The organism is Streptomyces sp. NPDC002788 (assembly GCF_053592115.1).
In genome coordinates this window covers 252,675-276,574 of sequence record NZ_JBSFVB010000005.1, presented here as the reverse complement: position 1 = coordinate 276,574, position 23,900 = coordinate 252,675, and the positions used below count along the sequence as shown (strand labels likewise).

Annotated in this window: 18 protein-coding genes and 1 tRNA gene; 10 read left to right on the top strand and 9 right to left on the bottom strand. The window is 68.8% G+C overall.

Annotated elements, in window-relative coordinates; all coding sequences use genetic code 11:
* Positions 1–40: 40 nt before the first annotated feature.
* From ACWD1U_RS12285 to ACWD1U_RS12270, 4 genes are all read right to left on the bottom strand, one after another.
* Positions 41–1,486, bottom strand: a complete 1,446-nt coding sequence (locus tag ACWD1U_RS12285; RefSeq protein ID WP_210955988.1) for a PIN-like domain-containing protein — start codon at positions 1,484–1,486, stop codon at positions 41–43.
* 131 nt (positions 1,487–1,617) lie between these two features.
* The gene (locus ACWD1U_RS12280) at positions 1,618–7,191 is read right to left on the bottom strand and encodes a DEAD/DEAH box helicase (RefSeq protein WP_451106800.1); all 5,574 of its coding nucleotides are present in this window, start codon (positions 7,189–7,191) and stop codon (positions 1,618–1,620) included.
* Positions 7,184–8,131: a hypothetical protein gene (locus ACWD1U_RS12275; RefSeq protein ID WP_210955986.1), complete on the bottom strand. Its 948-nt coding sequence runs from the start codon at positions 8,129–8,131 to the stop codon at positions 7,184–7,186. The genes ACWD1U_RS12280 and ACWD1U_RS12275 overlap by 8 nt, the downstream gene beginning before the upstream one ends.
* Entirely contained in the window at positions 8,131–10,224 is a 2,094-nt protein-coding gene (locus tag ACWD1U_RS12270) for a hypothetical protein (RefSeq protein WP_451106797.1), read from the bottom strand. The genes ACWD1U_RS12275 and ACWD1U_RS12270 overlap by 1 nt, the downstream gene beginning before the upstream one ends.
* 594 nt (positions 10,225–10,818) lie before the next feature.
* Here ACWD1U_RS12270 and ACWD1U_RS12265 point away from each other — a divergent pair.
* Positions 10,819–10,914 (top strand) — tRNA-Arg (locus tag ACWD1U_RS12265).
* A gap of 156 nt (positions 10,915–11,070) precedes the next feature.
* Here ACWD1U_RS12265 and ACWD1U_RS12260 read toward each other — a convergent pair.
* Both ACWD1U_RS12260 and ACWD1U_RS12255 read right to left on the bottom strand, forming a co-directional pair.
* The gene (locus tag ACWD1U_RS12260; protein WP_451106796.1) at positions 11,071–11,352 is read right to left on the bottom strand and encodes a hypothetical protein; all 282 of its coding nucleotides are present in this window, start codon (positions 11,350–11,352) and stop codon (positions 11,071–11,073) included.
* Between the two features lie 165 nt (positions 11,353–11,517).
* Positions 11,518–11,652, bottom strand: a complete 135-nt coding sequence (locus ACWD1U_RS12255) for a hypothetical protein (RefSeq protein WP_451106794.1) — start codon at positions 11,650–11,652, stop codon at positions 11,518–11,520.
* Between the two features lie 735 nt (positions 11,653–12,387).
* On the opposite strand from ACWD1U_RS12255, the gene ACWD1U_RS12250 reads away from it, so the two are divergent.
* The 4 genes from ACWD1U_RS12250 to ACWD1U_RS12235 all read left to right on the top strand — a co-directional run bounded on the left by ACWD1U_RS12250 (position 12,388) and on the right by ACWD1U_RS12235 (position 16,253).
* Positions 12,388–13,050 (top strand): ABC transporter ATP-binding protein, encoded by a 663-nt coding sequence (locus tag ACWD1U_RS12250; protein ID WP_451107011.1) that lies wholly within the window; start codon positions 12,388–12,390, stop codon positions 13,048–13,050.
* Positions 13,047–14,954: a permease gene (locus ACWD1U_RS12245; RefSeq protein WP_451106793.1), complete on the top strand. Its 1,908-nt coding sequence runs from the start codon at positions 13,047–13,049 to the stop codon at positions 14,952–14,954. Before ACWD1U_RS12250 ends, ACWD1U_RS12245 begins: the two co-directional genes overlap by 4 nt.
* 56 nt (positions 14,955–15,010) lie before the next feature.
* Positions 15,011–15,220: a hypothetical protein gene (locus ACWD1U_RS12240; protein ID WP_451106792.1), complete on the top strand. Its 210-nt coding sequence runs from the start codon at positions 15,011–15,013 to the stop codon at positions 15,218–15,220.
* Between the two features lie 550 nt (positions 15,221–15,770).
* Positions 15,771–16,253: an Asp23/Gls24 family envelope stress response protein gene (locus ACWD1U_RS12235; protein WP_451106790.1), complete on the top strand. Its 483-nt coding sequence runs from the start codon at positions 15,771–15,773 to the stop codon at positions 16,251–16,253.
* 70 nt (positions 16,254–16,323) lie between these two features.
* Here ACWD1U_RS12235 and ACWD1U_RS12230 read toward each other — a convergent pair whose 3' ends face one another.
* On the bottom strand, positions 16,324–17,184 hold the full coding sequence (locus ACWD1U_RS12230) for an MBL fold metallo-hydrolase (protein ID WP_451106789.1): 861 nt from the start codon (positions 17,182–17,184) through the stop codon (positions 16,324–16,326).
* 120 nt (positions 17,185–17,304) lie between these two features.
* On the bottom strand, positions 17,305–18,327 hold the full coding sequence (gene ku / locus ACWD1U_RS12225; protein ID WP_451106787.1) for a non-homologous end joining protein Ku: 1,023 nt from the start codon (positions 18,325–18,327) through the stop codon (positions 17,305–17,307).
* A gap of 63 nt (positions 18,328–18,390) precedes the next feature.
* Here ku and ligD point away from each other — a divergent pair, with 63 nt between their 5' ends.
* Complete coding sequence (ligD, locus tag ACWD1U_RS12220) at positions 18,391–19,272, top strand: non-homologous end-joining DNA ligase (RefSeq protein WP_451106786.1); 882 nt, start codon at positions 18,391–18,393, stop codon at positions 19,270–19,272.
* A 217-nt stretch (positions 19,273–19,489) separates the two neighbouring features.
* Here the strand turns inward: ligD and ACWD1U_RS12215 are convergent, their stop codons facing one another.
* The gene (locus ACWD1U_RS12215; RefSeq protein WP_451106784.1) at positions 19,490–20,293 is read right to left on the bottom strand and encodes a nuclease-related domain-containing protein; all 804 of its coding nucleotides are present in this window, start codon (positions 20,291–20,293) and stop codon (positions 19,490–19,492) included.
* A 162-nt stretch (positions 20,294–20,455) separates the two neighbouring features.
* Here ACWD1U_RS12215 and ACWD1U_RS12210 point away from each other — a divergent pair, with 162 nt between their 5' ends.
* From ACWD1U_RS12210 to ACWD1U_RS12195, 4 genes are all read left to right on the top strand, one after another.
* Positions 20,456–20,974: a protein-tyrosine phosphatase family protein gene (locus ACWD1U_RS12210; RefSeq protein WP_451106782.1), complete on the top strand. Its 519-nt coding sequence runs from the start codon at positions 20,456–20,458 to the stop codon at positions 20,972–20,974.
* A gap of 252 nt (positions 20,975–21,226) precedes the next feature.
* Positions 21,227–21,940: a hypothetical protein gene (locus tag ACWD1U_RS12205; protein WP_451107009.1), complete on the top strand. Its 714-nt coding sequence runs from the start codon at positions 21,227–21,229 to the stop codon at positions 21,938–21,940.
* Positions 21,937–23,190 carry an ATP-binding protein gene (locus ACWD1U_RS12200; RefSeq protein WP_451106780.1) on the top strand — a complete coding sequence of 418 codons (1,254 nt, stop codon included), beginning with the start codon at positions 21,937–21,939 and terminating at the stop codon, positions 23,188–23,190. The genes ACWD1U_RS12205 and ACWD1U_RS12200 overlap by 4 nt, the downstream gene beginning before the upstream one ends.
* Positions 23,191–23,304: 114 nt before the next feature.
* Positions 23,305–23,859, top strand: coding sequence for an SH3 domain-containing protein (locus ACWD1U_RS12195; RefSeq protein WP_451106778.1), 555 nt, complete (start codon positions 23,305–23,307; stop codon positions 23,857–23,859).
* Positions 23,860–23,900: the final 41 nt, after the last annotated feature.

The following is a 23,900-nucleotide window of genomic DNA, read 5'->3' as shown; positions in this document are numbered from 1 at the left end:
ACTGGTCTGTTCAAAACACTAGTTGGGAAATCCATGAGCGTCAGCTGCCGGAGCGCCTGTTGCTCTCCGCTTGCTGCGCTGCCAGCCGACGCAGGATAGTGCGGTCCGCCTGTGGGATGGAGTCCAGCAGGTCTATGAACCACGGTGCGATCCACGATGAGTCGCGGTGGAGCCATTCACCTGGAGAGAGGGCGGTACCGGGCACCCAGTCCGGGGAGAGCGGCTTGCTGCTTCGAGTTGCCGCAGCAATGCCTACAGAGGGCTCCGTTTCTCCAGCATCCCGCCGCCCAAGCTGAGCTGTCACACCGATCAGCCACCACTGGAACAACCGTTGGGACGGCGACGCCGACTCCACAGCCGCACGCACGGCCGAAGAGACGAGCCCCACTGAATTGGACGCATCAAGCGCCAGGCCCTCCGGCGGATCTAGGTGAGACGCTGTCTCCTCCGTGACCACCAGCGGTGTGTCCGGAACTTTCAACTCGAATGCCTCCGACACCCGCTCAATCTCCGCGTAAGTATCCGCGGCGAGCTCAGCGTCCAAGAACTCCCTGACCCCGCCGAAGAAGTGCGGCGGTGTCTCGATCCTCAAGTCTGCTTGTGCCCTCCGCCTCAGTTCGTCGACGAGGCTCGGCCACGGACGGGAGCTGCTTGAGCTGGAGCCCTGCTCGTACCAGTCTTCCTTCGTGTCGTTCGACACGAACAGCACGCGGCGGCCACTGTGCGGCAGCTGGCGGACATGCGCGATCAGCTCTTCCCAGAGGAGGAAGTCCCCAGCGGACTTCAACGGCGTGTCCTTGTCGGAGTCGGAGAATCCGGGAGGGATCTTGTTCGGGAACCGGAAGGCGGTCGCTTCCTCCAGACGCTTGCGCAGGATGTCGTCGTCAGGCTGCTCTCCGATCCTTTCCCCGTAGAGCTTCGCAATGTGTTTAAGGATGGGGTCTTCCGCATCGGCGGAGTTCAGTGCTAAGCCGTGGTCGGCTTTGAGCATGTCCAGGTGGCGTTTGAACTCGTGCCGGTAGACGTCGAGGTGAGCATCTACGCCGGCATCCGCGACAAGTGCGTCGAGTCCCGCGATCTCCTGCTGGGCCCGGGCGTACTTGTCGAGCTGGGCGCACACGACCTTCTTGGCTTCAACGATTGCTTTGCGAGCTGCCATGAGCTTCTTGTTGACTTCTGAGGCAGCATCAGAGAGTGCCTTTTTGCGGGATTCCAGTGTGCTGCGACGGCCGCGGACGAACTCAAGGCCGACCTGGTAGGGCATCCACAGCCGTCCTGCGGTCTGCTCAAGTGCCGACAGGACCTCTTTTCTGGAGGTCTCGGTGTACTCGTACAGGCTCAGCAGGACGTTCGTGTCCAGCACGATGACGCCGTCTTTGAAGAAGGCGCTGCGCTCCGCATCCTCAGCCGACGGCCCGGGCTGGAGCCAGGCTGCGAACCGCTGCAGCAGTACCGGGTCGTCCATATTCCCCTCCGGCTCGGCCATGCCCCTCCCTTAGCCGATCATCTTGGCACAAGCAGCCGACAGCCATCGGGCGTGTGCGCGGCTGCAGCGGCTGTGCTGCCTCTCAGCTCCCGTTGCCCCTTGCGGCTCCGGAGCCGCAAGGGGCGGATCTTCTACACCCCGTCGAAGTCGGCGAGCATGGCTGACACCCGGGCAGGGGCTTTGTCGAGGAGGAAGTCGTCGACGAATACCACGTCCGGAACGTCTCGGCTGTCGGCTGCGGCGGCGTCGCGCACAGAGTTGATGCGGGGGGAGGAGAGTGTGGCGTCGGCTGCCTCGAACGGGCCCTTGGCAGCGACCCAGACCCGCTCTTCGAAGAGGACCGCAGGGCCGATGCCGCCCAGGTCGTCCACAAATTCCGCATCGCCCGGCGGGAAGTCGGACGCCCAGTTCCGCAGCAGTCCCGCGGCCCGGCGGCCATGCTGGCTGCTGGCGGCGCCTGTGCCTTGGAGGATGGCCAGAAGTTCGCCGGCAAGTCGCCAGTCCAGAAGGCTGTGATACGCCATGTTCGTGTAGTCGCGCAGGCACTGGTAGCACGAGCCGCGGCACTCGCGACCGTGCGCACCGTCCGCGAAGTCGGTCAGCATCCTGTTGGCAGTCGCCATGAGCTGCTCGAAGACCTCCCGTTCAGCGAGGTGTGTGCAGTAGCCGGCGCCGTTGTCCAAGGTATCGGAGAGGAAGGCGAAGGTGCGAGCCTTGCTGTTGCCGGAGCCGGCACCGTGGATGCCGGATGCGATCTCGTTGGGTTGCACCTGGAGGAGCGAGCCGGCTGCTGTGCGCAGCAGGGCGGACAGCGAGTACCAGGCCGCACGTCGGCCCGAGCGGTCGTCGGGGAAGCCGGTGCGCTGCGGCACGGAAGTGAGGTTCAGGCGCAGACCGAGCGCTGGGATCTCGCTTGCCTGGGGGCCGAGCAGGAACAGGTCCGTGCGCTGGGTGGCGCCGATGGCGGTGGTGAGCGGTTCCCCGTCGGCGGCGATGTCCTTTGCAAGCCAGGGGAACAGATCGGCAGCTCCGGCCTCCAGGTAGGCGCCGGACCAGCGTGTGGTCGGGCTTACTTTTGAGAACTGGAACAGTCGGCCGCCGTTGTCGTTGACTGCGTACCGCTCGCCCTTGCCGGCGTGGACCACCATGCCAGGCGTCTCGATCTTCAGCGGTGCGCCGTGCTCAAGGTCTGCGGCGGTGCGGGGGGCGAGCGACCTGGCCCTCCATGCGAAGTTGCCGTCGAAGTCGCGTGCCTTGCCCGCGGAGTAGAAGCCGGCCGGTTCGCGCAGTTCGATCTCGCGGTAGGAGCCGTCGGCCGTTCCGCAGGCGCGGCAGGGCTGCGGCGGGGCGTCCTCCTGCTCCGGCAGCGCCTGTACGTCCTCTGCGAGGTGGCCGCAGGCGCGGCAGATACCGATGAGGACGGGCTGTCCGAGCGGTTCCTGCACGGCTCGGGGGGCTCGCCCGGTCGGCTCGAACGCGACTGCGCCGACTGCCGTGTGGACCTGTCCGTCCTTGACCGTCTCGGCGCCGGGAGCGAACTGCGAGATCGCGATGTCCAGCGACCGGTCGACTACACCGCTCGGCGGCCAGGGGTAGGAGTCGAAAGGGCGCTTGGTGTACAGGTAGCGGGCTGAGGTGGGGAATCCGAACATCGGCAGCAGGCCTGACTCCGCCAGGCGTTGGCTGAGTTCGTGGTGGCCGCGAGGCTCGTCGGCGATCTGGGTGACGCGGTTAACGAGCTCCTGGGCCACCCATGCCGCCGCCTGTGCCGGGGACCAGGTGCTACGGGTGCGGTCGGCGAGGGCTTCGGCGAGACTGCAGATTTCGGCGTCGTGTGACTTGATCCATCCGCTGACCGCTTCGCTTACGGCGGGCCAGTCTGCGGTGTGGCCGAACTGGCCGTGGACATTGCGGGTCGGGTCGGGCCCTGTGTCGTCCCCAGCCGCACCCTGTACTGCGTCGAATGCCCTGCGGAGTACTTCGGCAGCGAGGACCCGCTGGTAGATGTCCTGCATGTCGGTGGACAGGTAAGGCGGCGGGGTCGGATCGTTGGTGATGCGCTGCGGGTCCTGGAAGTAGTGCTCGTCGTGGCTGCGGCCGCGGCACACGGTGAGTGCGAGCGCGACCGGCGAGGTGCGTCGTCCTGCCCGTCCGACGCGCTGCTGGTAGTTGAACCGGGTCGGCGGCATGTTCGCCATCAGGACAGCGGACAGCGGGCCGATGTCGACTCCGGCTTCCATCGTGGTGGTGACAGAGAGGATGTCGAGGGTATCGGGGAGCTTGTGCTCCTTGCCGTCGAGGAAGATGCCTTGGAAGCGGGCCTGGCGGGCCTGGGCGTCCAGGCGGTCGGTCTGGCCGGTGAGTTCGGCGGCGTTAAGGCGGAAATCACCGAACTGCCTGCGTGCCATCCAGGCGTAGTAGTCGGCGTCTGTTCCCTCGAACGGCTCGGGCGCAGCAGGAAGGGGCCGTCGGCACTTCGTGCACACTCCGACGCCGGGGTGGAGGTGCCTTCGGCGGCAGACGGAGCAGGTCCAGGACACCGCTCGGCCGTGCCGCAAGGCGACGTGCTCAGGCTGAATGACGTATTTCTTGACTGCTTCGCCCCAGATCCTCTCGACGGTATTGCGGAGGTCGTCCGGGTCCTGCCCCAGGTGGTCCGCTGCGCTGGCCCAGAAGTCCCGCAACTTCTTGGGCGGTTCGTCAGCCGGGCTGCGCAGTCCTGCGAAACGGCGCATGTGGCCGAGGACTCGCAGGCTGGCCCGGGCCAGCGCGGCATCGGAGGCCCGCTCGGCTTCAAGCGGTGCCTGATCGGTGGCGAGGGTGAGCCAGCCCAGGCCCAGAGACTCGAAGTCGCGTCCGGCGCTGCCGAACAGCCCGTTGAGCAGCTCGCTGGTGAGGGCCTCGCGGATGTTCTGGCGCAGCTGCTCCTGCCGGTCGCTCAGGACCAGGCTGGATTCGTCACGTACCTTGCCGCCAGGGGGCTCGGGCCACTGGTACAGGGAGGTCCAGGACTGCGGCTGGGAGCCATTCTGGTAGCTGGTCTGCTGCAGGGACGCTTTCGGGCCGCCGGGATTGATGCCGAGCTGGACCAGGCGTTCAGCGACGGCGGTGCCATGGCTGTCGAGGCTGGGCACCCGGCTGAGGCGGCTGTAAAGTGCAGCCTCTTCTGCCGGGTCGGGGAGGTCATCGTCGAGATCGTCGAGGCTTTCGGATGCTTTCTGGAGCTTCACCCAGGCGTCGTAGGTCTCCGGATCGCGGGCGCGCAGCCGGTCGCGGGCGGCTTTGGCTGTCGCCTTGTCGACGGGGTTGTCTGGGGATTTGCGGTAGAAGGCCGATACGGCTGCGAGGTCGGCGGCCGGATCCCCCTGGCCCTTGACCTCCTCGGCAAGCAGCAGGCGCAGGAGGTCCTGGTAGTGGCGCAGTCCCAGGCCTGCGGACAGCTTCGCTGCGTCCTGGCGGCTGTCGGAGAAGACCACGGCCTGCCTGTTCGGCAGGTGGGAGAGGATCCCGGTGGTCAGCACCTGGTTGACCTTCTCGAAACCGGTGCGCATGGACCTGACTGGTGTACGCATGCGGCGGGAGTCGTTGAGGCTGAAATGCTCCGTTCCGATCTGCCTGACCTCCCAGTTGTCACCGCAGTTGGGGCACTGGGTCGGTGCCGCGGGGAGGTCCTCCGCTTTGAGCCGGGGCCGCCCCCTCTTGGGCTGCGGAACGCTGGTGTGGAAGGACCAGCCGCTGTGGTCGCGCTGGTTGCGGAGGATGCCGGTGCGCGGGTCGTACTGGCTGCGCTTGAACTCGAAGTCGGCGCTCAGCGTGCCCTTGTCCGAGGTGGAGTTCCACTCCAGCTTGTCCACCGCCGGGTCGTCCTTACGCGGCCAGTAGACGATGTAGTTGGCTGCGCTCGGCCCCGTAGCAGCGGCGTCGGGCAGTGAGTCGAGGTCGGGCAGATCCGCAAGCAGGCCGGCTTCGAAGGGGCGTCCCTTGGCCGCGTTACGGAAGGCCGATTCTGGTGCGTACCCGCCGAGGAACGGATCTCCGCAGTTCTGGCAGTAGAGGAGTTCCAGGACGCGTGCATCGCAGCTGCAGCGCGGCGTGGGGCGCGAGTACAGCTTGCCGACGGTTCTCTCCATGCCTTCCGGGCGTGGAGCGTCGGGACACTGAGGGTCTGAGCAGGCCCAGACGCCGGGGATGTTGCGGAAGAAGAGGTGTCCGCGCAGCTTGGGCGTCCTGGGATCGGCCGAGCGGCGCAGTGCGGTGAGGACTCCGCGCAACGCGTTCTTCTGCACGGCGGTGTCGGCGGCAGGGAAGATGCGGGCGGCAACGGCGTCGTCGAAGTCGGCGATGAGGCGGTCACCGTCACGCAGGGCGTTGACCAGCGCGTCACCAGCGCCAGTATCTGCCAGGAGCTGCTCGGCCTGGGCGGGCGCGGGATCCGGGTCCAGGGCGGCATACGCGTCGGCATGATGGGAGATGTCGGTGCGGTTGTGCGTCGGCAATACAAGCTGGCCGCCGAGGACCACGAACCGGTTGCGGTCGACGCCGAAGAACTCCTGCAGGAAGTCCAGGTCGCGCGGGGCTTCGAGGGAGGCGGAGGCCGCCAGGATGCGGAACTTGTCCGGCCTGTGGTCCAGGCCGAGGCGGTGGCGCAGGTTACGCAGGAGGTAAGCAATCTCTGTGCCCGCCGTGCCCCGGTACATGTGGAGCTCATCGACGACCAGGGTGAAGCGGGCGTCGGGCACCTCCTCCAGCCAGCGGCGCGTCTTGTCGAAGATCTGCGACTCGCGTGAACGCATCAGCATGACGTTGAGCATGCTGTAGTTCGTGATCATGATGTCGGGCGGAGCCTGGATCATGTCCCAGCGGCAGCGCATTTCCGCGCCATCCAGCCGGGGGATGAAGTACCGGCCGTCACCGGAGGCTTTCTGCGCCTGGCGGGAGCGCTCCCCCGTGGCGGCAAACTCCTTGCGCAACGTCTTGACGCCGGTCGGCGAACCGATCTCACCGGGGACGGGGGTTGCCCCGGTGTAGCGGCCGAAGTAGAAGCGGTGGCCGGGCCGCGACCGGGCAAGCCATGCCCTGGCATCATCGCTGTCCAGCGCCCTGCGCAGGCGCATCATCTGGTCGTCGACGAGCGCGTTCATGGGGTAGAGGACGAGGGCGCGTACAGCTGCGTGTCGGCCGGCCTCGCCTGCCCGCTGGGGCTGATACTCACCGTTGGGAGAGGCCCACCAGCGGTTCGACGGCGGCGAGGCGATCGGCCAGTCGGCGGACTCGCGGACGAGGTCGGCGAGGATGGGCAGCATGAACGACTCTGTCTTGCCCGAGCCCGTACCAGCCGTGACGACGACGTCGCGCCCGTCGCGCACAGCGGCGGCCAGGGCCCGGTGCTGATGCTCGTACAGGGAGGGGACGCCCTGCATCAGTCCAAGCTGGACCAGTTCCGCCAGATCAGGGTGGGCTCCTGCTGCCTTCACGGATTCCGCGATGCCCGCATCCATCTGAACGTAGCGCGGGCGGACCTCCAGCAGAGGACGCCTCCAGGCTCCGCCGTCCACGTCGAACAGGTCCTGGCGCTCACGTTCGAGGTGCTCGTCAGCAAGCCCGAACGGCGTGTTGTAGTAACGGAAGAGCGCATCCTTCAAGTGCTCGAACGAACCGAGGATGTCCACGTCCCGGCCAGGCTGCTGCGAAGCGGCGTCACTCATCGTTCTCCCCCAAATGCTGTCCGAGCGATTGTGCAATCTTGGCGGCTACGGCGTAGGGCACGTTGTCGTAGGCGAGGTTCTTGGCTTGGGCGTTGATACGGGGCGCGAGGCCGCAGCACATCACGGCCACGCGCCGGTGCAGGTCAGGCAGGGGGTATCCCCAGTCGACGAATAGGGTCCCGAATCTCTCACGCCCGGAGTCCTTCTCGGGCCTCCAGCGCAGCACATCCGCAGTCCGGCTTTGGCTCTCCAGCACGAGGTAGACGCCCTGCTCGTGGCTGGTCTCGTACCATTGCCGGTCGCGCAGGATTTGGCATACACGCTTGCTGTCGCGCCGCTTGAGCCGGTACAGACCATCACCCTGGGGCCGCGGGACAAGACGGTATTCGCCGCGCTCAAGGTCGTACTGTTCCAGCGGCTTGCCGAACTCCGGTGCAGAGGTAGGCACTCCAAGACTCAAAGGCGGCAAGAGTGCAGCTCCTTGCAGCGCGAAGCACGGTGTGTAGGAGACGCCGAGCTCGGCCGCCCAGCTTGCTAGCCCTGCTTCGTCGTCAAACTGGACGATGAGGGAGGGAGGCAAGGGGATGTCGGTGGGCGGACGGTCACTGGGCACTCGGAACAGCTCCAGCAACCCATCCTCCACCGCCTGCGCTACGCGCGCGTCAAACGCAGCCGTCCGGCTCCCGGTGAGTACCGCCAGCCCCCGCGCCTGCGGCAGGCGGGTCAGGACTGGCGGGGCCGCGCACCAGCGCCGGTTGCGCCAGTCAATGTCCATGTAAGCCAGAGAGACGGCGTCGCGCAGCCAGCGGCCCGCGGCTCCCGGTTCGATGTCTTGACAGTGTTTAGCTGCAAGCCACCACATGCCCTGCTTGGCATCAGACAGAGTGCCGGCGCCCTGCTCACTCAGCCAGCGCAACAGCAGAGCTCCTGTGTCGGTCATCAGGCTCCCCGCCTTCCGCTGATCGATTCCGCTGCCGCTACGTAGTCAAGCCAGGCAGGATCCTGCAGGCGCTGGGCAGCGCAAAGAACGGCGTACGCCCAGGCGTAGCCATCGGATGCCGGCGCGGGAGGGGGTATGTCAGCTGCTGCTGCCAACGCCCTGACCGACCAGCGGGTCGCCGTACGGTAGACCAGCCAGACGCAGCCGTCCGGCACCTCGATCTCGAGGCAGGGGCCGAGGGCTGCAGCAGGCAGACGGGAAGCCATCCAGGCCGGGACCGACCGTTGCTTGGCCCGGTGCACGCCGCCGCGGGGATCCAGCAGCACGGCTTCCAGAACACTTGAGCGCAGCAGCTCGGTTCGCGGGAGGCTGATGCTGCTTGCCGCATCAGCCCCACGGATGGCGGCCTTGGAGCCCGTTACGTCGCTCAGCTCGGGCTGGGCAGTGCCGTCGCAAGGGTACCCCAGCGTCCCGGTGCCCGGCGGCAGGCCTTCGTGAAGTCCGTCGTGCAGTGTGAACAGCTGGCTGCTGTGGGCCGTACCCACACGGTGTTCTCCCTCATCAAGTGGGATCAGGCAGAGCGGGAAGGGCACCCGGGGATCGGCACGCAACTTCTCAGTACGGCCGTCGAGGACGATTTCCACACGGCCGTCCGGTGAGTCGCTGGCCGGCAACATGAGGTCGGGAGCACCGCCACGGAGGAAATGGCCGGCCACTCCGGCACCCGCCCGGTACTCAGGGGCGATGCGCAGCCCGCCGGACAGCGCGGCGTGGTGCCGGATCTGAGGCTCGAGGACATGTGCGTGGTCTCCGCCCCGGTCGAGGGCCCTCACGAAGGCCAGCCCATTGACGGCGCGCACGCCCTTGATCAGCTTCCACCCCGGCACCGGCGCCGATACTTCACGGATGGTGCGGCCGCCGAGGGCATCGACCATTGAGCGCACTGCACGGACAGCAGAGTCAGCGGCCAGAATCCAGTGCTGCTCGCCGGGCTCGAAATACTCCGTACTCACCCACTCCCCTAGGTGCGGGTGCAGCCGCAGCAGCAGCACCTCCTGCGGTGCCCACTCAAGGACCAGCTCCTCCCCTTCAAGGCGCAGGCCGTGTCCCAGCTGCTGCCAGGAGGGGTGCAGCGATTCCAGCCCCTCGTAGACGTCCCCATACCCCTTGTGCAGCGTGAACGTACGGCCGCCTGGCACTGCGACGCGCGTCTCGTCGATACCGTCACACGCTTCGGCGAGCCATTCCAGGCGCCTGCCTCGGTCCGCGACTACGAGTCTCAGTCCGATGGCGCGGCGCCTATGCTCGCGCTCCGGCTCGTGGAGGGTGCCGTCCCAGTCATCGGCGAGCCGCTTGACCAGGCTGGCGATCAGGGTGTCGCCCGTATCCAGGGCGCTGGCAAGCTCTTCCATGAGCCGGGGCGACAGGTGCCGGTCCCGCCCTGCTGTCCACACGCGCAGGCGCCGCAGCAACTCGCGGCCGGAAACCTCGTCGGGGTTGTGCGGCCGCAAGCGGGTGGCGGCGAAAAACCGGGTGAGGATCTGCCGGTCCGAACCGCGCACCAGCGCCTGTGAGATTGGGAAGCCGATCTTCCAGTAGAACTCGTCAGTGCTGATTGTGCTGGTGCCGTAGAGACCGCCCGTCTCCTCGAGCCATGTGTCCAGCTCCTCCCACATCCCTGCCACGTCCTCAAAGGCGTGTTCAAGCTTGTGAGCCCGAGGGCTGGAAGGCTGTTCGCCAAACAGCTGGCTCCACCGCCCGTAGAAGTTGGTCTTCAGCATGCCGTCCGAGGACGCCATGCTGGTAGCCGCCAGCACAGACAGGGCCAGCACCGGCAGGCTCGGCGGCGGGCCCGCACTCCCGTTTCGCTCCCACATCTCGCACTCGCGCTGGATGCGGCTGAGCAGCGGTCTGTCTGGATCACTCCAGTTGAGTTCGCCGGCGACAGCTTGGGCAAGGCCCGTTCCTACGCGCTCGGCCAGCTCTCTCTCAACCTCGGCATCGACGTACAGGACGGTGCTACGCAGCGCATTGCCCGCACCGAAGAACTCTGCAGAGAGCACCTCGTGCCACTGCTTGTACTCGGACCCCATCAAACCTTTCCAGCTTCCCCACCCGCAGCCGCATGCCCACCTGCGGCTGCGGACACACGCTCTCGCGTCGCGCTTCGGCAGTGACCTCGCCATCCGCCCAGCTCAACCCACGCTACTCATGAGATTCTCCGCGCGATAGGCAAATGCGCTTGTTCGTCGCTCTTGCGGCCTGCTGGCGCATCCCTGTCGGCCCCCTCCCCCCCCTGAAAGCTGACAGAAAGCCTGCTGCTTTCCCGCACCCGGGCAGCACTCCTGCTGTAACTGAACCCTCGTTCGAGGCAGAGGGCTGCAACTCGCTACGGCCACCCTTAGCCGCCTATGCCGGAAGGACGGCAGGCCCCGAAGGCGGCACTTGCCAGAGGGTCCCAGCACGCTCTTCCCTGTCCTTCCGCCCTGTGCGCACAGCCGCCAATGCAGTCGGCAGGGCCGGGGTGCGGCCACCAACATGAGCGCGTCGCGCGCTCAGCCCGTGCAATCACTACAGGTCGGCAGAAGCCTCAGTGAACCGCGCTCCGTGGTGTTGGCCCAGGCTCTTTCCCCACTCTCCGAGCGGCCTACAAAACACCCCGTGGACTACCTGTGGACGAAGCGCGCGCCACCTGTGGTTCAGAGGCCTGCGACCTGCTCGAACGTCGGAACCTGTAAGGGCCTCCGGAGCCGTGTGCGCAGGTTCGAATCCTGCCGGGGGCACGCTGTATGAGGTGCCCAAAGACCCCGTCATCAGCGGAAACGCTGAGTGCGGGGTCTTCGCGTATGTGCAGGCGTGTGCTGCCTGGAGCGGCTGTATGTCGGGGTCCGTGGATTGACTGGCGGCGGGCGACGAACGCCCAGGTCGGTAGGCATTTCTCACGTCATGGTCCGAGCTTCCACGAGCGACCGCTGCACGTCACCCACCAGGTCCCGGAGGCGCCCGGGCTGCACGCCCTCATGTTCCATCCACTCGTCGAGGCGAGGACGCAGGTGCCGCGCCATACCCAGCCCGTGGCGACGCAGCACCGAGCGATTGATCGAGATCTCTGCCTGCACCTCTCTTCGGAGATCATCGGTCCAGCCCTGCGCCCGGTCGTCCTCTCCCAGAGGAGCCTTGAACGTGGCCACGGCTTCATCGAGGACCGCAAGCAAGCCCATGACATCTCCCAAAAAATCACAAGGCGCGGTCTTCTCTTGAGGACCACCACAGGACTCGTTGGCCGTGAGCGAGCAGAAGTGGCACTGCCACCGATCCCTGCCGGCCCACCAACGGCGAAAGCCCCCGGACGAGTCCAGGGACTCGAAGCCTAGCGCCGCGCGGGATCACTCGTACTCGCGCGACAACTCCTCGATCTCGCGGTTGGCGATCTTCTGCCGGCCGTCTATGCACTTGGCGTTGCGGCTCAGCAGGACCTCCACGCTGCTGCCCGCACGTTCGGCGACGTCGGTCGGGGCCACCCGGAGTTGAGCCAGGTCGACAGTGCCGAGTGCCGGAGGTTGTGCGGTCGGGCCGCGAGCGGTGAGGCGACCACGGCCGGGGGAAGCGCCAGCGCACGGACCTCCTGCCAGACGCGGTAGTGCGGCGAGGAGCCGACCACCTCCCCACGCTCGTTGGTGAACAGCCGCGCGTCCTCGGCAGTGCCGAGCCGGACCTCTTCCGTCGGCCGGTTCTCGAGACTTCGATCGTCATGCGTCTCACCGGAGTCCGTCCACTGCTGGCCGACGCTGGGACGAGTCCGGTTCAGCAGGGCAGTGCCCCAGCCGGCCTCAGGCAGCTTCCGGTCTGCCTCGGTCAGGCCGGCAGCCTCAGCCCGACGGAAGGCACCGTCGTACATGCAGGCGAGCAGGCCGACGAGCCGACGACCACGCGCCCGGCCGTACCCACCGACGCAACCGATGTAAGAGACAGCGGTCAGCAGCGATCGAGCCTGCTCGGGGTTGGCCACCACTCGGGGGTCAACTTCCCCCCACCTTCGGCTTTTTCGACGGATGCTTGGGATCGGGCTTTCCTTGAGCTCCCCAACCTGGCCGAGGACGACTGCTCTGGCTGGGTTGCCCCGTAACGTGTCTTCACCGTGATGCCATCCGCTGGGCAAGCAGCAGTGCGGCTTGCCCAGCGGTTTCCGTTTCGTCTCCGTTTTGCCTTAAGGACGTGCTGTGCCCCACACACCGCCGCTGGGTGATGGCCTTCAAATAGAGGGCTTGACCTATCAGGTCGAGGACCGCGTACTTCTCGACAACGTCGAGCTCACCGTGGCTCCGGGTGAGTCTGCGGCCATCACCGGGCCCAGCGGATCGGGCAAGTCCACGCTACTGATGTGCGTGCTCGGTCTGATCAAGCCGGACTCCGGCTCGATCGCCGCTGGTGGACATCGTCTGACCGGTCTGCTGCCCGGTGCCCTGGCCAAGGCCCGTCGTAGGCACCTCGGCATGGTCTTCCAGTTCGGCGAGCTGCTGCCCGAACTGACTCCCGCGGAAAACGTCGCCCTGCCTATGCTCCTGGACGGCTCTGACCATCACCACGCCTTCGCGACGGCGACCGAGCTTCTCATGGAACTCGACGTCCCCCATGACACCACCCCCACCGGCATGCTCTCCGGCGGGGAGCGCCAGCGCACTGCAGTCGCCCGCGCCCTGATCGCACAGCCGTCCGTACTACTGGCCGATGAGCCCACCGGCGCCCTCGATCACAAAGCACGCGAGAAGGTCGCTGACCAGCTCTTCAGAATGTGCCAAGAGCGCCGCTGCGCCCTGTTGGTCGTCACTCACGACCCCACTATCGCCGACCGCGCTACTCACGCCTTCCAGCTTCAGGAAAGCACTCTCATTCCCGCCGATCGAGGAACGTCGGCGTGATCGGCTCACAGCACACCCAGCCCCGCCGCCCAGGACGACTGTGGCGCCAGCTCCTCGGAATCGGTCTGGCTGCGGCACGCACGACGCCGGGAACGCGGCTGCGTTTTTGGGCGCTGATGGCGGCCTCGGCCGCCTTGGCCATGACTGCGCTGGCGCTCTTCACCACAAGCGCGACTTTCGATGGACGCATGCAGCGCGACGCTGCCCGCGGCCCCCTCCTCACCAGCAACGCCCGTCAGGCTACTGCCCTGTGGAAGGAAGCCGTCGACTCCTTCGGCACCTCACCGCACAGCATCATCTATATCGAGCCCGTCGCGTCCAAGAGCCCTCCACCACCAGGGCTCTCACGCTGGCCCCGGCCCGGTGAAGCCTTCCTCTCCCCCCGACTGGCCCAGGCGGCGGAGGATTACGACAGCCTTGACCGTTACGGTCACTACGCCGGACTCATCGACACGCAAGGGCTGAGGTCCCCCTCCGAACGCATCGCCTACGTCCGCCCCGCACACCCGCCGGCCGACCCCACAGCAGAGTCCTGGCAGTACATCACCGGCTTCGGCCAGCTCTTCCCAATGAACCAGGAAATCTACCCCCACAACAAGGCTGACACTGCCGGCACTATCGCTGTTCTGATGGCCGTACCGGCCCTGGCTCTGCTGGTCGTGGCCACCCGCGTCGGATCGGCTACTCGTGACCGTCGAAGCCAACTCGTCAACGCCCTTGGCGCCTCATGGGCCCATCGGGCTGTGATCAACATCGGGGAAGCCTTCGTTCCGGCCGCTGCCGGAACGCTGGTGTCCCTCATCCCGGCAGCGCTGCTGCTGGCCACCGATACACGCCTGCCCGTCACCGGCTACGTCATCAACGCAGCCGACCTGCGACGGGCGTGGCCCGAGCTGGCCGCCGCACTTGTCGCCTCACTGGTCTTGATGCTGCTGCTGGTAGTCCTCCTTCACCGCGTGCAACGCTCAAAGACAGCGACGCGGCCGGGCACCTTCTCTTCACGTCTGCCGAAATGGCGTCTGGGCTTGTGCGTGGTGGGCGTGCTGGCAATCGCCTTCAGTCAATACGCCCCCAAGGGGGCTGACCTCGTAGTCTTCCTGTCCGGTACCGTCCTGATGTGGGCCACTCTGCCCTCGGTGATGGCCATGCTGAGTGTGGCCAACGGCAAGCGCATCGCTGCGAGTGGTTATCGCAAGGGGAATGCCGGCCGACTCATCGCAGGCCGCTGGACCGCGTCCCACCCGGGTGTCCTGGTGCGGCTCTCCGTGGTTTTCATCATCGGTATCGGTCTCATCAGCCATCTCCAGGTCTGGAACAGCCGTCTGGGTGACAGTGCCGCCGAAGCCCAGCGGATCACTCAGCGCGTCGGAGACACCCTCTACACCGCCCACAGCAGCACTCTGACTCCTCAGGCCGTAAAGGTCCTCTCCCGTGGCCTCCCTGACGGAGCGCACCTTCTGGCGGCGACTGCTCACCCCGGTGACGAGGCACCCCGTATCGATCTGACGGGATCCTGCTCTGATCTGAGGTCACTGCATCTGCCCTGCCCGGCGACCGCTCAGCCGGTCGGCACGACTGATCCACGGCTGGAAGAGCTGGCCCGCCCCTTCGGGGGTAATCTCACCGTCCGGGCTGTCAGCGGCGATCTGTCCGTTGGCCAGGTCAACGGGTCTCTGATCATCACCACCGATGAGCCCGGGCACCGGGCTGAGGTGGAAAAGGCCGCCTATGCCGCACACCCGGGCATCAACGTCGAGACTCCTGGCGAAGTCTGGGTGATCGGAGCTCAGCAGAAGAGCCGGACCAATAACTGGCTCATCCTCTTCGGCGGTACTGGTCTGGCCCTGCTGCTCGTGGCGCCGCCGCCGAGTTCGTACGCATCAGAGCGGGGCTGGCGCCCCTGAGCGTCCTGACTGGAAATGACCAGGTCTTCCGCACGATTGCTCTGTGGTACCTGACTGTGCCGCTGCTGATCGCGACCTTCGGCGCGACGTTCGTCACCAATTGGCACTCGCTGTTCTTCGTCATCTCCCTGCGGGAGGGCAAATTCTCCTTGCCGGTTTTGGTCGCCGCAGCCACCGGCTTCGCCCTGGCCGCGGTGACGATCGGCCTTCTCGCAGCACGATCCGCCCGCCGCGCTGCACCGTCCTGGCGGCCCACAGCGGACTGAGTGGGCGTTCGGGACAGACGTCGTCTCGGATCACGGGCCGTGCTGCACCGACCACGCCACCTGGCGGCCGGCCACTCGAAGGGCGGGTGGCCGGCCGCCAAAAGTTACGGTGCTCAGACGGCCGCGCTATCCGTGGACTCGACCCGCCTGGTCTGCCACAGATAGGCCCGTGACCTGCTGTGTCGTCCAGGAACCAAGGGGCCTCGGGAGGCGGGTGCGCAGGTTCGAATCCTGCCGGGGGCACCTGCATGAGGTGCCCAAGGACCCCGTCACCGGCGGAAACGCTGAGGCCGGGGTCTTCGCGTATGTGCAGGCGTGTGCCGAGCGGCTCGGAGCGGCTGTGTGTCCGGCGACGTGGACACCCTCGTCCCCTGGCTGAACTCGCCCTGCTGTGCGAGGAGTCCCAGGCGGAGGTCGCTCGTCTGTCGCGATGAACCCCCGACGGGGCCCTTGCGTCATTTCCGCCACTTTCGCCCCATCCGCCCTGCTGTTCTACCGTGGAGAAGAACGACGCTGCTCGTACCCCTCACCGATCATCGAGGTGACGGTCATGACGGAGACCACACAGCGCAGTAACCCCACGACCAGAACCGGACAGGACGGCGCCCTGTCGTCGCAGGGCGGCAAGGGCGCCCCCGAGACGCGCGGGAGCACCGCGATCGCTGACCCGGTCGTGGCGAAGATCGCGGGCATGGCCGCCCGGGAAGTTCCCGAGGTGCACCAGCTCGGCGGCGGGATGACCAGGGCCATCGGTGCCGTGCGCGACCGCGTGCCCGGCACGGGCAGTGGTGTCACGCAGGGCGTGAAGGTGGAGGTCGGCGAGCGTCAGGCCGCCGTCGATCTGGACGTCGTCGTCGAGTACGGCGCCGCCATCGCCGACACCGCAGCGGACATCCGGACCAACGTCATCAACGCGGTGGAGCGGATGACCGGGCTGGAGGTCGTGGAGGTCAACATCTCCGTCGACGATGTCCATCTGCCGGACGAGGACGACGAGGAAGAGTCCGAGCAGGAGGACAGGCGGGTGGCCTGACCTCGATCGCCCCCGGGACATGCCCTCCGGATCAGGTTCTGTCCGACGCGCAGGGCATCAAGAGCCCTGGTCAGTGGAGCCTCGGAACCGCCCCCGCCTCGCACGACACCCGGACGCGCTCACCATGGCCGCAGTGGACGACGCGGTCCCCCAGGCCGAGCCTCTCCGCCTCGGTCAGGAACTCGGACAGCGGTGAGCGCATCACCGTGTAGTCGCCGTAGTGCACCGGCAGGACGAGCCGGGGGCGCAGGCGGCGGGCGAGTTCGGCTCCCTGGGGGCCGTCCATGGTGACGACGAAGCCGCCGGGGAGGCGGGTGCCGCCCAGGTGGAGGACGGCCAGGTCGGCGGCCGGGAAGTGCCGGCTGATCTCGTCGAGGCCCTCGTGGACGAGTGTGTCGCCCGAGAGGTAGAGCCGGACGCGGGGCGGACCCCCGGCAGGGCCGAACTCCAGCATGCTCCCCATGACCGGCGGCAGCAGCCTGCGCAGCATCGCGTTGCCGGCGTGTCGGCCGGGCAGGGCGGTGACCGTGACCTGGGCCGCGCCGCGCGCGGGGGTGAGCGACTTCCAGGTGGGCAGGCCCGCCGTGCGGTGGAACCCCTGCACGACCTTGAGGCGGCGGGCCGCGTGCGGGGTGGTCAGGATCGGCACGGTGTGATCCAGGTGCCGGCGGGCCCGGCGGTCCCAGTGGTCACCGTGCAGGTGCGACAGGACGATCCCGTCGATCCGTGGGAGCTCGGCCACGTCGAGGGCCGGTTCGGTCAGCCGGCGGCTGAGCAGGCCGTATCCGAGGTAGGCGTACTGGCCCCGGTGCAGGAAGTTCGGGTCGGTGAGCAGGGTCAGGGGGCCGTACGACAACAGCACCGTCGCGTTGCCGATGAAGTGGACGTCGAGGGTGTCGTCGTCGGTGGGGTGGTCCGTGGGCCGCGGCATGGCGCTCTCTCCCGTCTCCCCCTGGGGCGGGGTACCCCGCGCGGGAGCGGGCCAGTCGGCCGGAGCACCGAAAGGGGCATCGCGGACGTGAGGGGCAACGCGGACGTGCCCTGAAGCGGGTCAGGCCGAGCGCTTGCGGGTCGTCGACTTCTTCGCCGGGGTCTTCTTCGCGGTGCTCTTCGCCGCCGTCTTCTTCGCGCCCTGGGCCGACTTGGCCGTCGACTTCTTCGACGACGCCGCCGTCTTCTTGGCCGCCGTCTTCTTCGCTGTGGACGTCGACTTCTTGCCGCCGGTCTGCTTGGGAGCCGCGCGGGACGTCCTGCGCGGGGGAAGCGACTCGACCTCGGCGTGGTCGGCGGCCTCCTCGCCTCGGGACTCGCGGGCCGCGCGGACACTGCTCTCCAGGGCCGCCATGAGGTCCAGGACCTTGCCTCCGGCCGCGGGTTCCGGAGCCTGGGGCAGGGCCTCTCCGGCGGCCTTCGCGGCGATGACCTCCTCCACGGCCTCGCGGTACTCGTCGTGCAGGTCCTCCAGGTCGACCTCGCCGAGGGTGTCCATCAGCGCGTCGGCCAGGTCCAGCTCCTGGTCACGGACGGTGACGTTCGTGTCGGGGGCGAGGCCCTCGGGGGCGCGGACCTCGTCCGGCCACAGCAGGCCGTGCATCGCGATGGCCTCGCCGACGACCCGGAGCATGCCGAGGCGTTCCCGGCCGCGCAGGGCGAACTTGGCGATCGCCACCTTGTTGCTGCGTTTGAGCGCCTCCCGCAGCAGGGTGTACGGCTTCGCCGCCGGGGCGCCGCTCGCCTGCAGGTAGTACGCCGCGTCCATCTGGAGCGGGTCGATCCGGTCGGCCGGGACGAAGGCGACGATCTCGATCGTCTTGGCGGTGGGGAGGGGCAGGCTGGACAGGTCTTCCTCGGTGATCGGGATGATCGTGCCGTCCGCGTCCTCGTAGCCCTTGCCGATGTCCTCCTGGGTGACCTCGCGGTCCTCCAGTTCGCAGAACTTGCGGTAGCGGATGCGGCCGCCGTCCTCGGTGTGGATCTGACGGAAGGAGATCGAGTGGCTCTCGGTGGCGTTCACCAGCTTGATCGGAATGCTGACCAGGCCGAACGAGATGGCGCCGTTCCAGATGGATCTCACGTGCAGCACCCTTCGGGTCACGCTCGGGAGTGTTCGTCATGGTTTGCGTGGGATTCTTATCGTATGGCGCCTATCACAGTGGTGGAGGGGCGACGGCTCGCACTCAGCAATCTGGAGAAGGTGCTCTATCCCGCCACCGGCTTCACCAAGGGCGAGGTGCTGCACTACTACGCGACCGTCGCCGAGGTCCTGCTGCCCCATCTGCGTGACCGGGCGGTGTCCTTCCTGCGGTATCCGGACGGGCCGGACGGGCAGGTGTTCTTCGCGAAGAACGTGCCGCCGGGTACGCCCGAGTGGGTCACCACCGCCGAGGTGCCGCGGGTCGAGGGGCCCTCGCGAATGGTTGTGGTGCAGGACCTGCCGAGTCTGATGTGGGCGGCGAACCTCGTCACGGAGTTCCACACCCACCAGTGGCTCGTGGGCACGCCGGAGGAGGCCGACCGGATCGTGTTCGACCTCGATCCGGGGGCGCCCGCGAGCATCGTGCAGTGCTGCGAGGTCGCGCTGTGGCTGCGGGAGCGGCTCGCGGAGGACGGCTTCGAGACCTACGCCAAGACCTCCGGCTCGAAGGGGCTGCATCTGCTCGCCGCCGTGCGCGGGGCGTCCTCCGAGCGGGTGTCGGAATACGCCAAGGCGCTGGCCGTCGAGGCGGAGAAGGCCATGCCGCGCCTCGCCCTGCACCGGATGACGCGGAGCCTGCGGTCCGGCAAGGTCTTCGTCGACTGGAGCCAGAACGCCGCTCGCAAGACCACGGCGACGCCCTACACGCTCCGGGCCCGCGCGGAACCCACCGTGTCGGCGCCGGTGACCTGGGAGGAGATCGAGGCGTCGGGCGTGGATGGCCGGCTGGACTTCCAGGCGGGGGACATCGCGCCTCGGCTGCAGGACTACGGGGATCTGCTGGCGCCGCTGCTGGACCCGGGGTCGGCGGGACGGCTGCCATAGCCGCGGGTGGGACGGCTGGTCGGGATGCAAGGGGGCGGCTCGCAAGGCCGCTGACGGCTGGGCGGACGACTCGAGCGGTCCGGCAGCCCCCGCCGGACCGGCCCCGACAATCCCCGACGACCCAGCAGCCCCCGCCGGGCCGGCGCCACCGAAACACCCAAGCAACCCGGCAGCCCCGTCAGCCACGCTCAGCCCCGTCAGCCCCGTCAGCCCCCGCTCACACCCGTGCCCAGGTGTTCCGGTCCCGGGCCATCGCGTGCAGGGCCTCCACGTCCGCCGGTTTGAGGACGCCGCCCTGGCGCGCCAGGCCCCGCAGCTCCGTGTCCGTCAGGACACGGACCTCGCGTGGCGGGGCCGGGACCGACACTCCCGCGGGGTCCACCAGGGCGAGCGCCGGCCGGACCTCGGCGGTCAGGGCGTAGGAGGCGCGGTCGGCGTCGGCGCGGACGCGTCGGAGCAGGGGGTGCGGGTCGCGGCGGCCCAGGGTGACAAGCGGGTCGGAAACCGTCACGCGCTGCTTGCGGGCGTACAGCGCGTGCACGGCGTACAGGCCGCCGGGGCCGATCAGCAGGTGGTGGATGCGGTCGCCGCCGGGGAGCGGCACGGAGTGCAGCGTGTGCCAGCCGGCGCCGTCCAGGTCGTCCAGGGCGTCCCCGACCGCCTGCTCGGCCGCCAGGGCGCGGCGGCGGGGGTCGGGGCGAAGCCGGTGGGCCGGGCCGGGGGCGCGGTCGAGGTCGACGACGAGGGCCTCGCCGGGGCGGTTGGGGGCCAGGTCGTCGTCGGGGTGGAGGGTGAGGCGGGCGAGTTCGGCGGGGGTGGGCACCGGGGGCGGTCCGACCGTCACCGGGCCGGTGACGAAGGGCCTGAGGGCCCGCAGGACCTCGTTCTCGCGATCCTCGCCGAGCAGGTTCACCCGGGCCGCCTCACGGTCGTACCAGGCGATGTTCCTGCCGTCTGGGAGGCGGACGTACAGCCGCTCACGTCCGTGCCGCCAGGTCGGTATGACGCGCAGTCCGTCCATGCACCATCACCCCCGACCATGGGAACAGGCGGGGTGCTGCGGGGGCAAGAACCCGGTTACCTTTGAGAGGAGTTGGGCCTGCCTGGGTATCGGGCGCGGGAAGGACTCCGTGCCTGGTCAACGCCGTGCGGGCCCTCGGGCGGTGAGGGTGGGGAGGCGTCGTTGCGTACCCGCGGGAAACCCGATGTGCCGACTCCGGAGAGCCCGTGGAACGAGGTCGCCCCCGGTCTGTGGATGGGCGGCCACGAGTTCACGGGCGCCTCGGGCCAGAGGGAGTTCGCCGTCGTCCGGGACGAGTTCGATCTCGTGCAGACGCTGCTGCGGCTGCCGGGGCACGGGCCCGCCCCTGGCGTGCGGCACCATGTGTGGCCGATCCCGGACGGGCCGCTGGACGGAACACAGCTGGCCGGGGTGATCCGGCTGGCAGAGGCCGCGTGCGAGGCGCTGGAGGAGGGCCGCAGGGTCCTCGTCCGCTGTTACCACGGCTACAACCGCTCCGGCCTGGTCGTCGCGCACGCGCTGATGCGCCGGGGCAGCTCGGCCGAGGCGGCGATCCGGCTGATCCGGGACCGCCGCTCGCCCTGGGCGCTGCACAACGACCTGTTCGTCGAGTACCTGCGGGCCGGGCTGACCACGGCCCGGCTGCTGGAGGAACTGACCGAGCAGCAGGGCACCGGGTAGCACGGCATGACTGCCCTCCCGCGCAAATAGGACTTCCCTACGAATAAGGTGTACGCGGCCGGCGGTCGTGTCCGAGCCGCGTGATCACCCACGAACCGCAGGAGTGCAGTGCCCCTCAGCCGCCCTGGCAACCGCCCCGGCAGTCCGCTCGTCCACCTCGCCGGCCGCCCCGGCAGTCCCCTCGGCCACCTCGCCGGCCGCCCCGACGGACCTGCCGGCCGCTCCGGCCGCCCGCGGAACCGCCGTGGCCGGGTGGCCGGCCGTGTCGCTGTCGTCGCCCTGCTGCTGGCCGGCGCAGTGGGCTGCGGGGACGCGGGCGGGCTCGAGGGAGCCGGGTCGGCCCCGACGGCGGTCGGACCGGCCCGGCTCTGGCCCGAGCTGACACCGGCGTCCAGCCCGGCCTTCGAGATCGGCGAGGTGGACACCGAGGTGGTCAAGGGGGTGAAGGTCCCCGGCGACGACATCAGGAGGGTGGACCCGGTCGGCATCGTCCGGGCCGAGATCTCCGCACACCCCGCCGACTACGACGGCGCCGAGGCCCCCTACCGCGACACCGAGGCCCGGATGGCCGACTGCGCCGAGGGTCCGGGACACGGCACGTGCCCGGTCCTCAGGCCCTACTACCGGGACCTGACCGGCGACGGACGCGCCGACCTCACGCTGGGCTTCCGGCTGCTGCCCGGCAGGACCACCGCCGTGCGTGTCTACACCGTCGAGAAGAACCGGCTCGAGCAGGTGATGACCTGGGAGGACGCTCTGAGCGGCGTCGAGCTGGCCGGGCGTTCGCTCGTCATCCGCTCGCCCTCCGAGGTCGCCGGCTACGAGTACCGCCTCCAGTGGACGTGGGACCGGGACCAGCGGGCCATGCTCCTCACCCACGACGAGATGCTGCGCACCGGCCCGCGCAAGCACTCCCGGCCCCCGTCGCCTTCCCCCACCGTCTCCCCCTCGGCGAGCACCGGATGAGACCCTCGCTCCCCCAGTGGTCCGGCACGCTCGCCGCCAAGGCCGCCGCCTTCATCACCGTGATGTGCTGTGCGCTGGCCGCCCTGCTCGGTGTGCTGGTGCATGTGCAGGTGACGAACCAGACCGTCGGGCAGGCCCGCGACCAGGCGTTGCAGCGGCTGGCCCAGGCGGCGGAACGGTACGAGGCCGGGGACGCGCTGCGGCGGGGCGCGGGGGTGGACCCGCCGGGGCTGCCCCGGGAGCTGCGCGACCTGGCGGTGGCCGGGGAGCGGGGCACGATGGTCGCCGACCGGGAGGGACGCCCCACCATGTGGGCGGCGGGGCCCGCCGACGGAGAACGGGCCCTGGCCGTGGCGGTCGACTACTCGCAGCAGGCCCGCACCATCGCGGGCCTCGACCGGGCGATCCTGTGGTCGTCGGGCCTGGCGATCGGCGCGACGCTGCTGGTCGGCGCGTTCGCGGTGACGCGGGTGACGCGGCGGCTGCACACCACGGCACGGGTGGCGCGGCGGATCAGCGCGGGCGATCTGGACGCGCGCGTGAACGACCCCCGTACGGACCCGCGGACGAAGGGCCCGACGGGCCCGCAGGACGAGGTGGCGGCGGTCGCCGCCGCGCTTGACTCCATGGCGTCGTCGCTGCAGGGCAAGCTGCTCGCGGAGCAGCGGTTCACGGCGGATGTCGCGCACGAGCTGCGCACGCCGCTGACCGGACTGCACGCGGCGGCCGAGCTGCTGCCGCCGGGCCGTCCGACGGAGCTGGTGCGGGACCGGGTGGCGGCGCTGCGCACGCTCACGGAGGACCTGCTGGAGATTTCCCGGCTGGACACCGGGCGGGAGCGGCTGGAGCTGGACACCGAGCAGTTGGGGCCGCTGGCCGAGCGGGCGGTGCGGGCGGCGGGGAACGGCACGGAGGTCAGGGTCGTACGGGACGTGTCCGTGGAGACGGACCGGCGGCGGCTGGAGCGGGTGCTGGGCAATCTCGTGGCCAACGCGCACCAGCACGGGCGGGGGCCGGTCGTGCTGACCGTGGACGGTCCGGTGGTGACCGTTCGTGATCATGGGGAGGGGTTTCCGGAGTATCTGGTGACGCACGGTCCGCAGCGCTTCCGTACGGAGGGGGGTACGCGGGGTCACGGGCTCGGGCTGACCATCGCGCTGGGGCAGGCGGAGGTGCTGGGCGCGCGGCTGGAGTTCGCGAACGCGCCGGACGGTGGCGCGATGGCGACTCTGGTGCTGGCGGCGGACTGAGAGTTCGGGGCGCTTCCTCCTATGGCCCACTGTGAAGGGCGGGGGCCGTGGGCCGCTCCTAATGTGGCGATTAGTCAGCTTCGGCACTCTCGCCCCTACATGGAGGTAACCCCCATGTCTTTGCGCTCCCGCCTCACCATAGCCACCGCCGCCGGACTTCTCGCCGCGGCGGCCGCCGCCACGCCCGCCGCCGCCACGCACGACGACTGGGACCCGAGCGGCGGCAACGGGAACCAGCACGGCCAGCACGACCCGAGCGGCGGCAACGGGGACGGCCGCGACCCGAGCGGCGGGAACGGGGGCGACCACGACCCGAGCGGCGGGAACGGGGGCGACCACGACCCGAGCGGCGGGAACGGGGGCGACCACGACCCGAGCGGCGGGAACGGGGGCGACCACGACCCGAGCGGCGGGAACGGGGGCGACCACGACTCGCAGCTCTACCAGGGCGTCGTCACGGCCGGCACGCTGGCGCTGCGCAGTGCCCCGAACCGTGGCTCGCAGATCATCCGGTACGCCCACAAGGGCGACATCGTAAGGATCTTCTGCAAGACGGGCGGCGAGACCGTGCAGGGCAACCCCCTGTGGTACCTGCTCACGGACGGCACCTGGGCCTGGGGCGCGGCCCGCTACATCGACAACATCGGCCCCGCGCCACGCTGGTGCTGACATTCGGTCATCCAAAGACACACATGACGAACCGTTTGGGT

Bases quoted from the DNA above. Each gene is read 5' to 3' on its own strand.
- ligD (WP_451106786.1), top strand. From the start codon at position 18,391: ATGGCGCCTATCACAGTGGTGGAGGGGCGACGGCTCGCACTCAGCAAT.
- ACWD1U_RS12200 (WP_451106780.1), top strand. From the start codon at position 21,937: ATGAGACCCTCGCTCCCCCAGTGGTCCGGCACGCTCGCCGCCAAGGCC.
- ACWD1U_RS12280 (WP_451106800.1), bottom strand. From the start codon at position 7,191: ATGAGTGACGCCGCTTCGCAGCAGCCTGGCCGGGACGTGGACATCCTC.
- ACWD1U_RS12230 (WP_451106789.1), bottom strand. From the start codon at position 17,184: ATGCCGCGGCCCACGGACCACCCCACCGACGACGACACCCTCGACGTC.
- ACWD1U_RS12235 (WP_451106790.1), top strand. From the start codon at position 15,771: ATGACGGAGACCACACAGCGCAGTAACCCCACGACCAGAACCGGACAG.
- ACWD1U_RS12195 (WP_451106778.1), top strand. From the start codon at position 23,305: ATGTCTTTGCGCTCCCGCCTCACCATAGCCACCGCCGCCGGACTTCTC.
- ACWD1U_RS12215 (WP_451106784.1), bottom strand. From the start codon at position 20,293: ATGGACGGACTGCGCGTCATACCGACCTGGCGGCACGGACGTGAGCGG.
- ACWD1U_RS12270 (WP_451106797.1), bottom strand. From the start codon at position 10,224: ATGGGGTCCGAGTACAAGCAGTGGCACGAGGTGCTCTCTGCAGAGTTC.
- ACWD1U_RS12285 (WP_210955988.1), bottom strand. From the start codon at position 1,486: ATGGCCGAGCCGGAGGGGAATATGGACGACCCGGTACTGCTGCAGCGG.
- ACWD1U_RS12275 (WP_210955986.1), bottom strand. From the start codon at position 8,131: ATGACCGACACAGGAGCTCTGCTGTTGCGCTGGCTGAGTGAGCAGGGC.
- ACWD1U_RS12260 (WP_451106796.1), bottom strand. From the start codon at position 11,352: ATGGGCTTGCTTGCGGTCCTCGATGAAGCCGTGGCCACGTTCAAGGCT.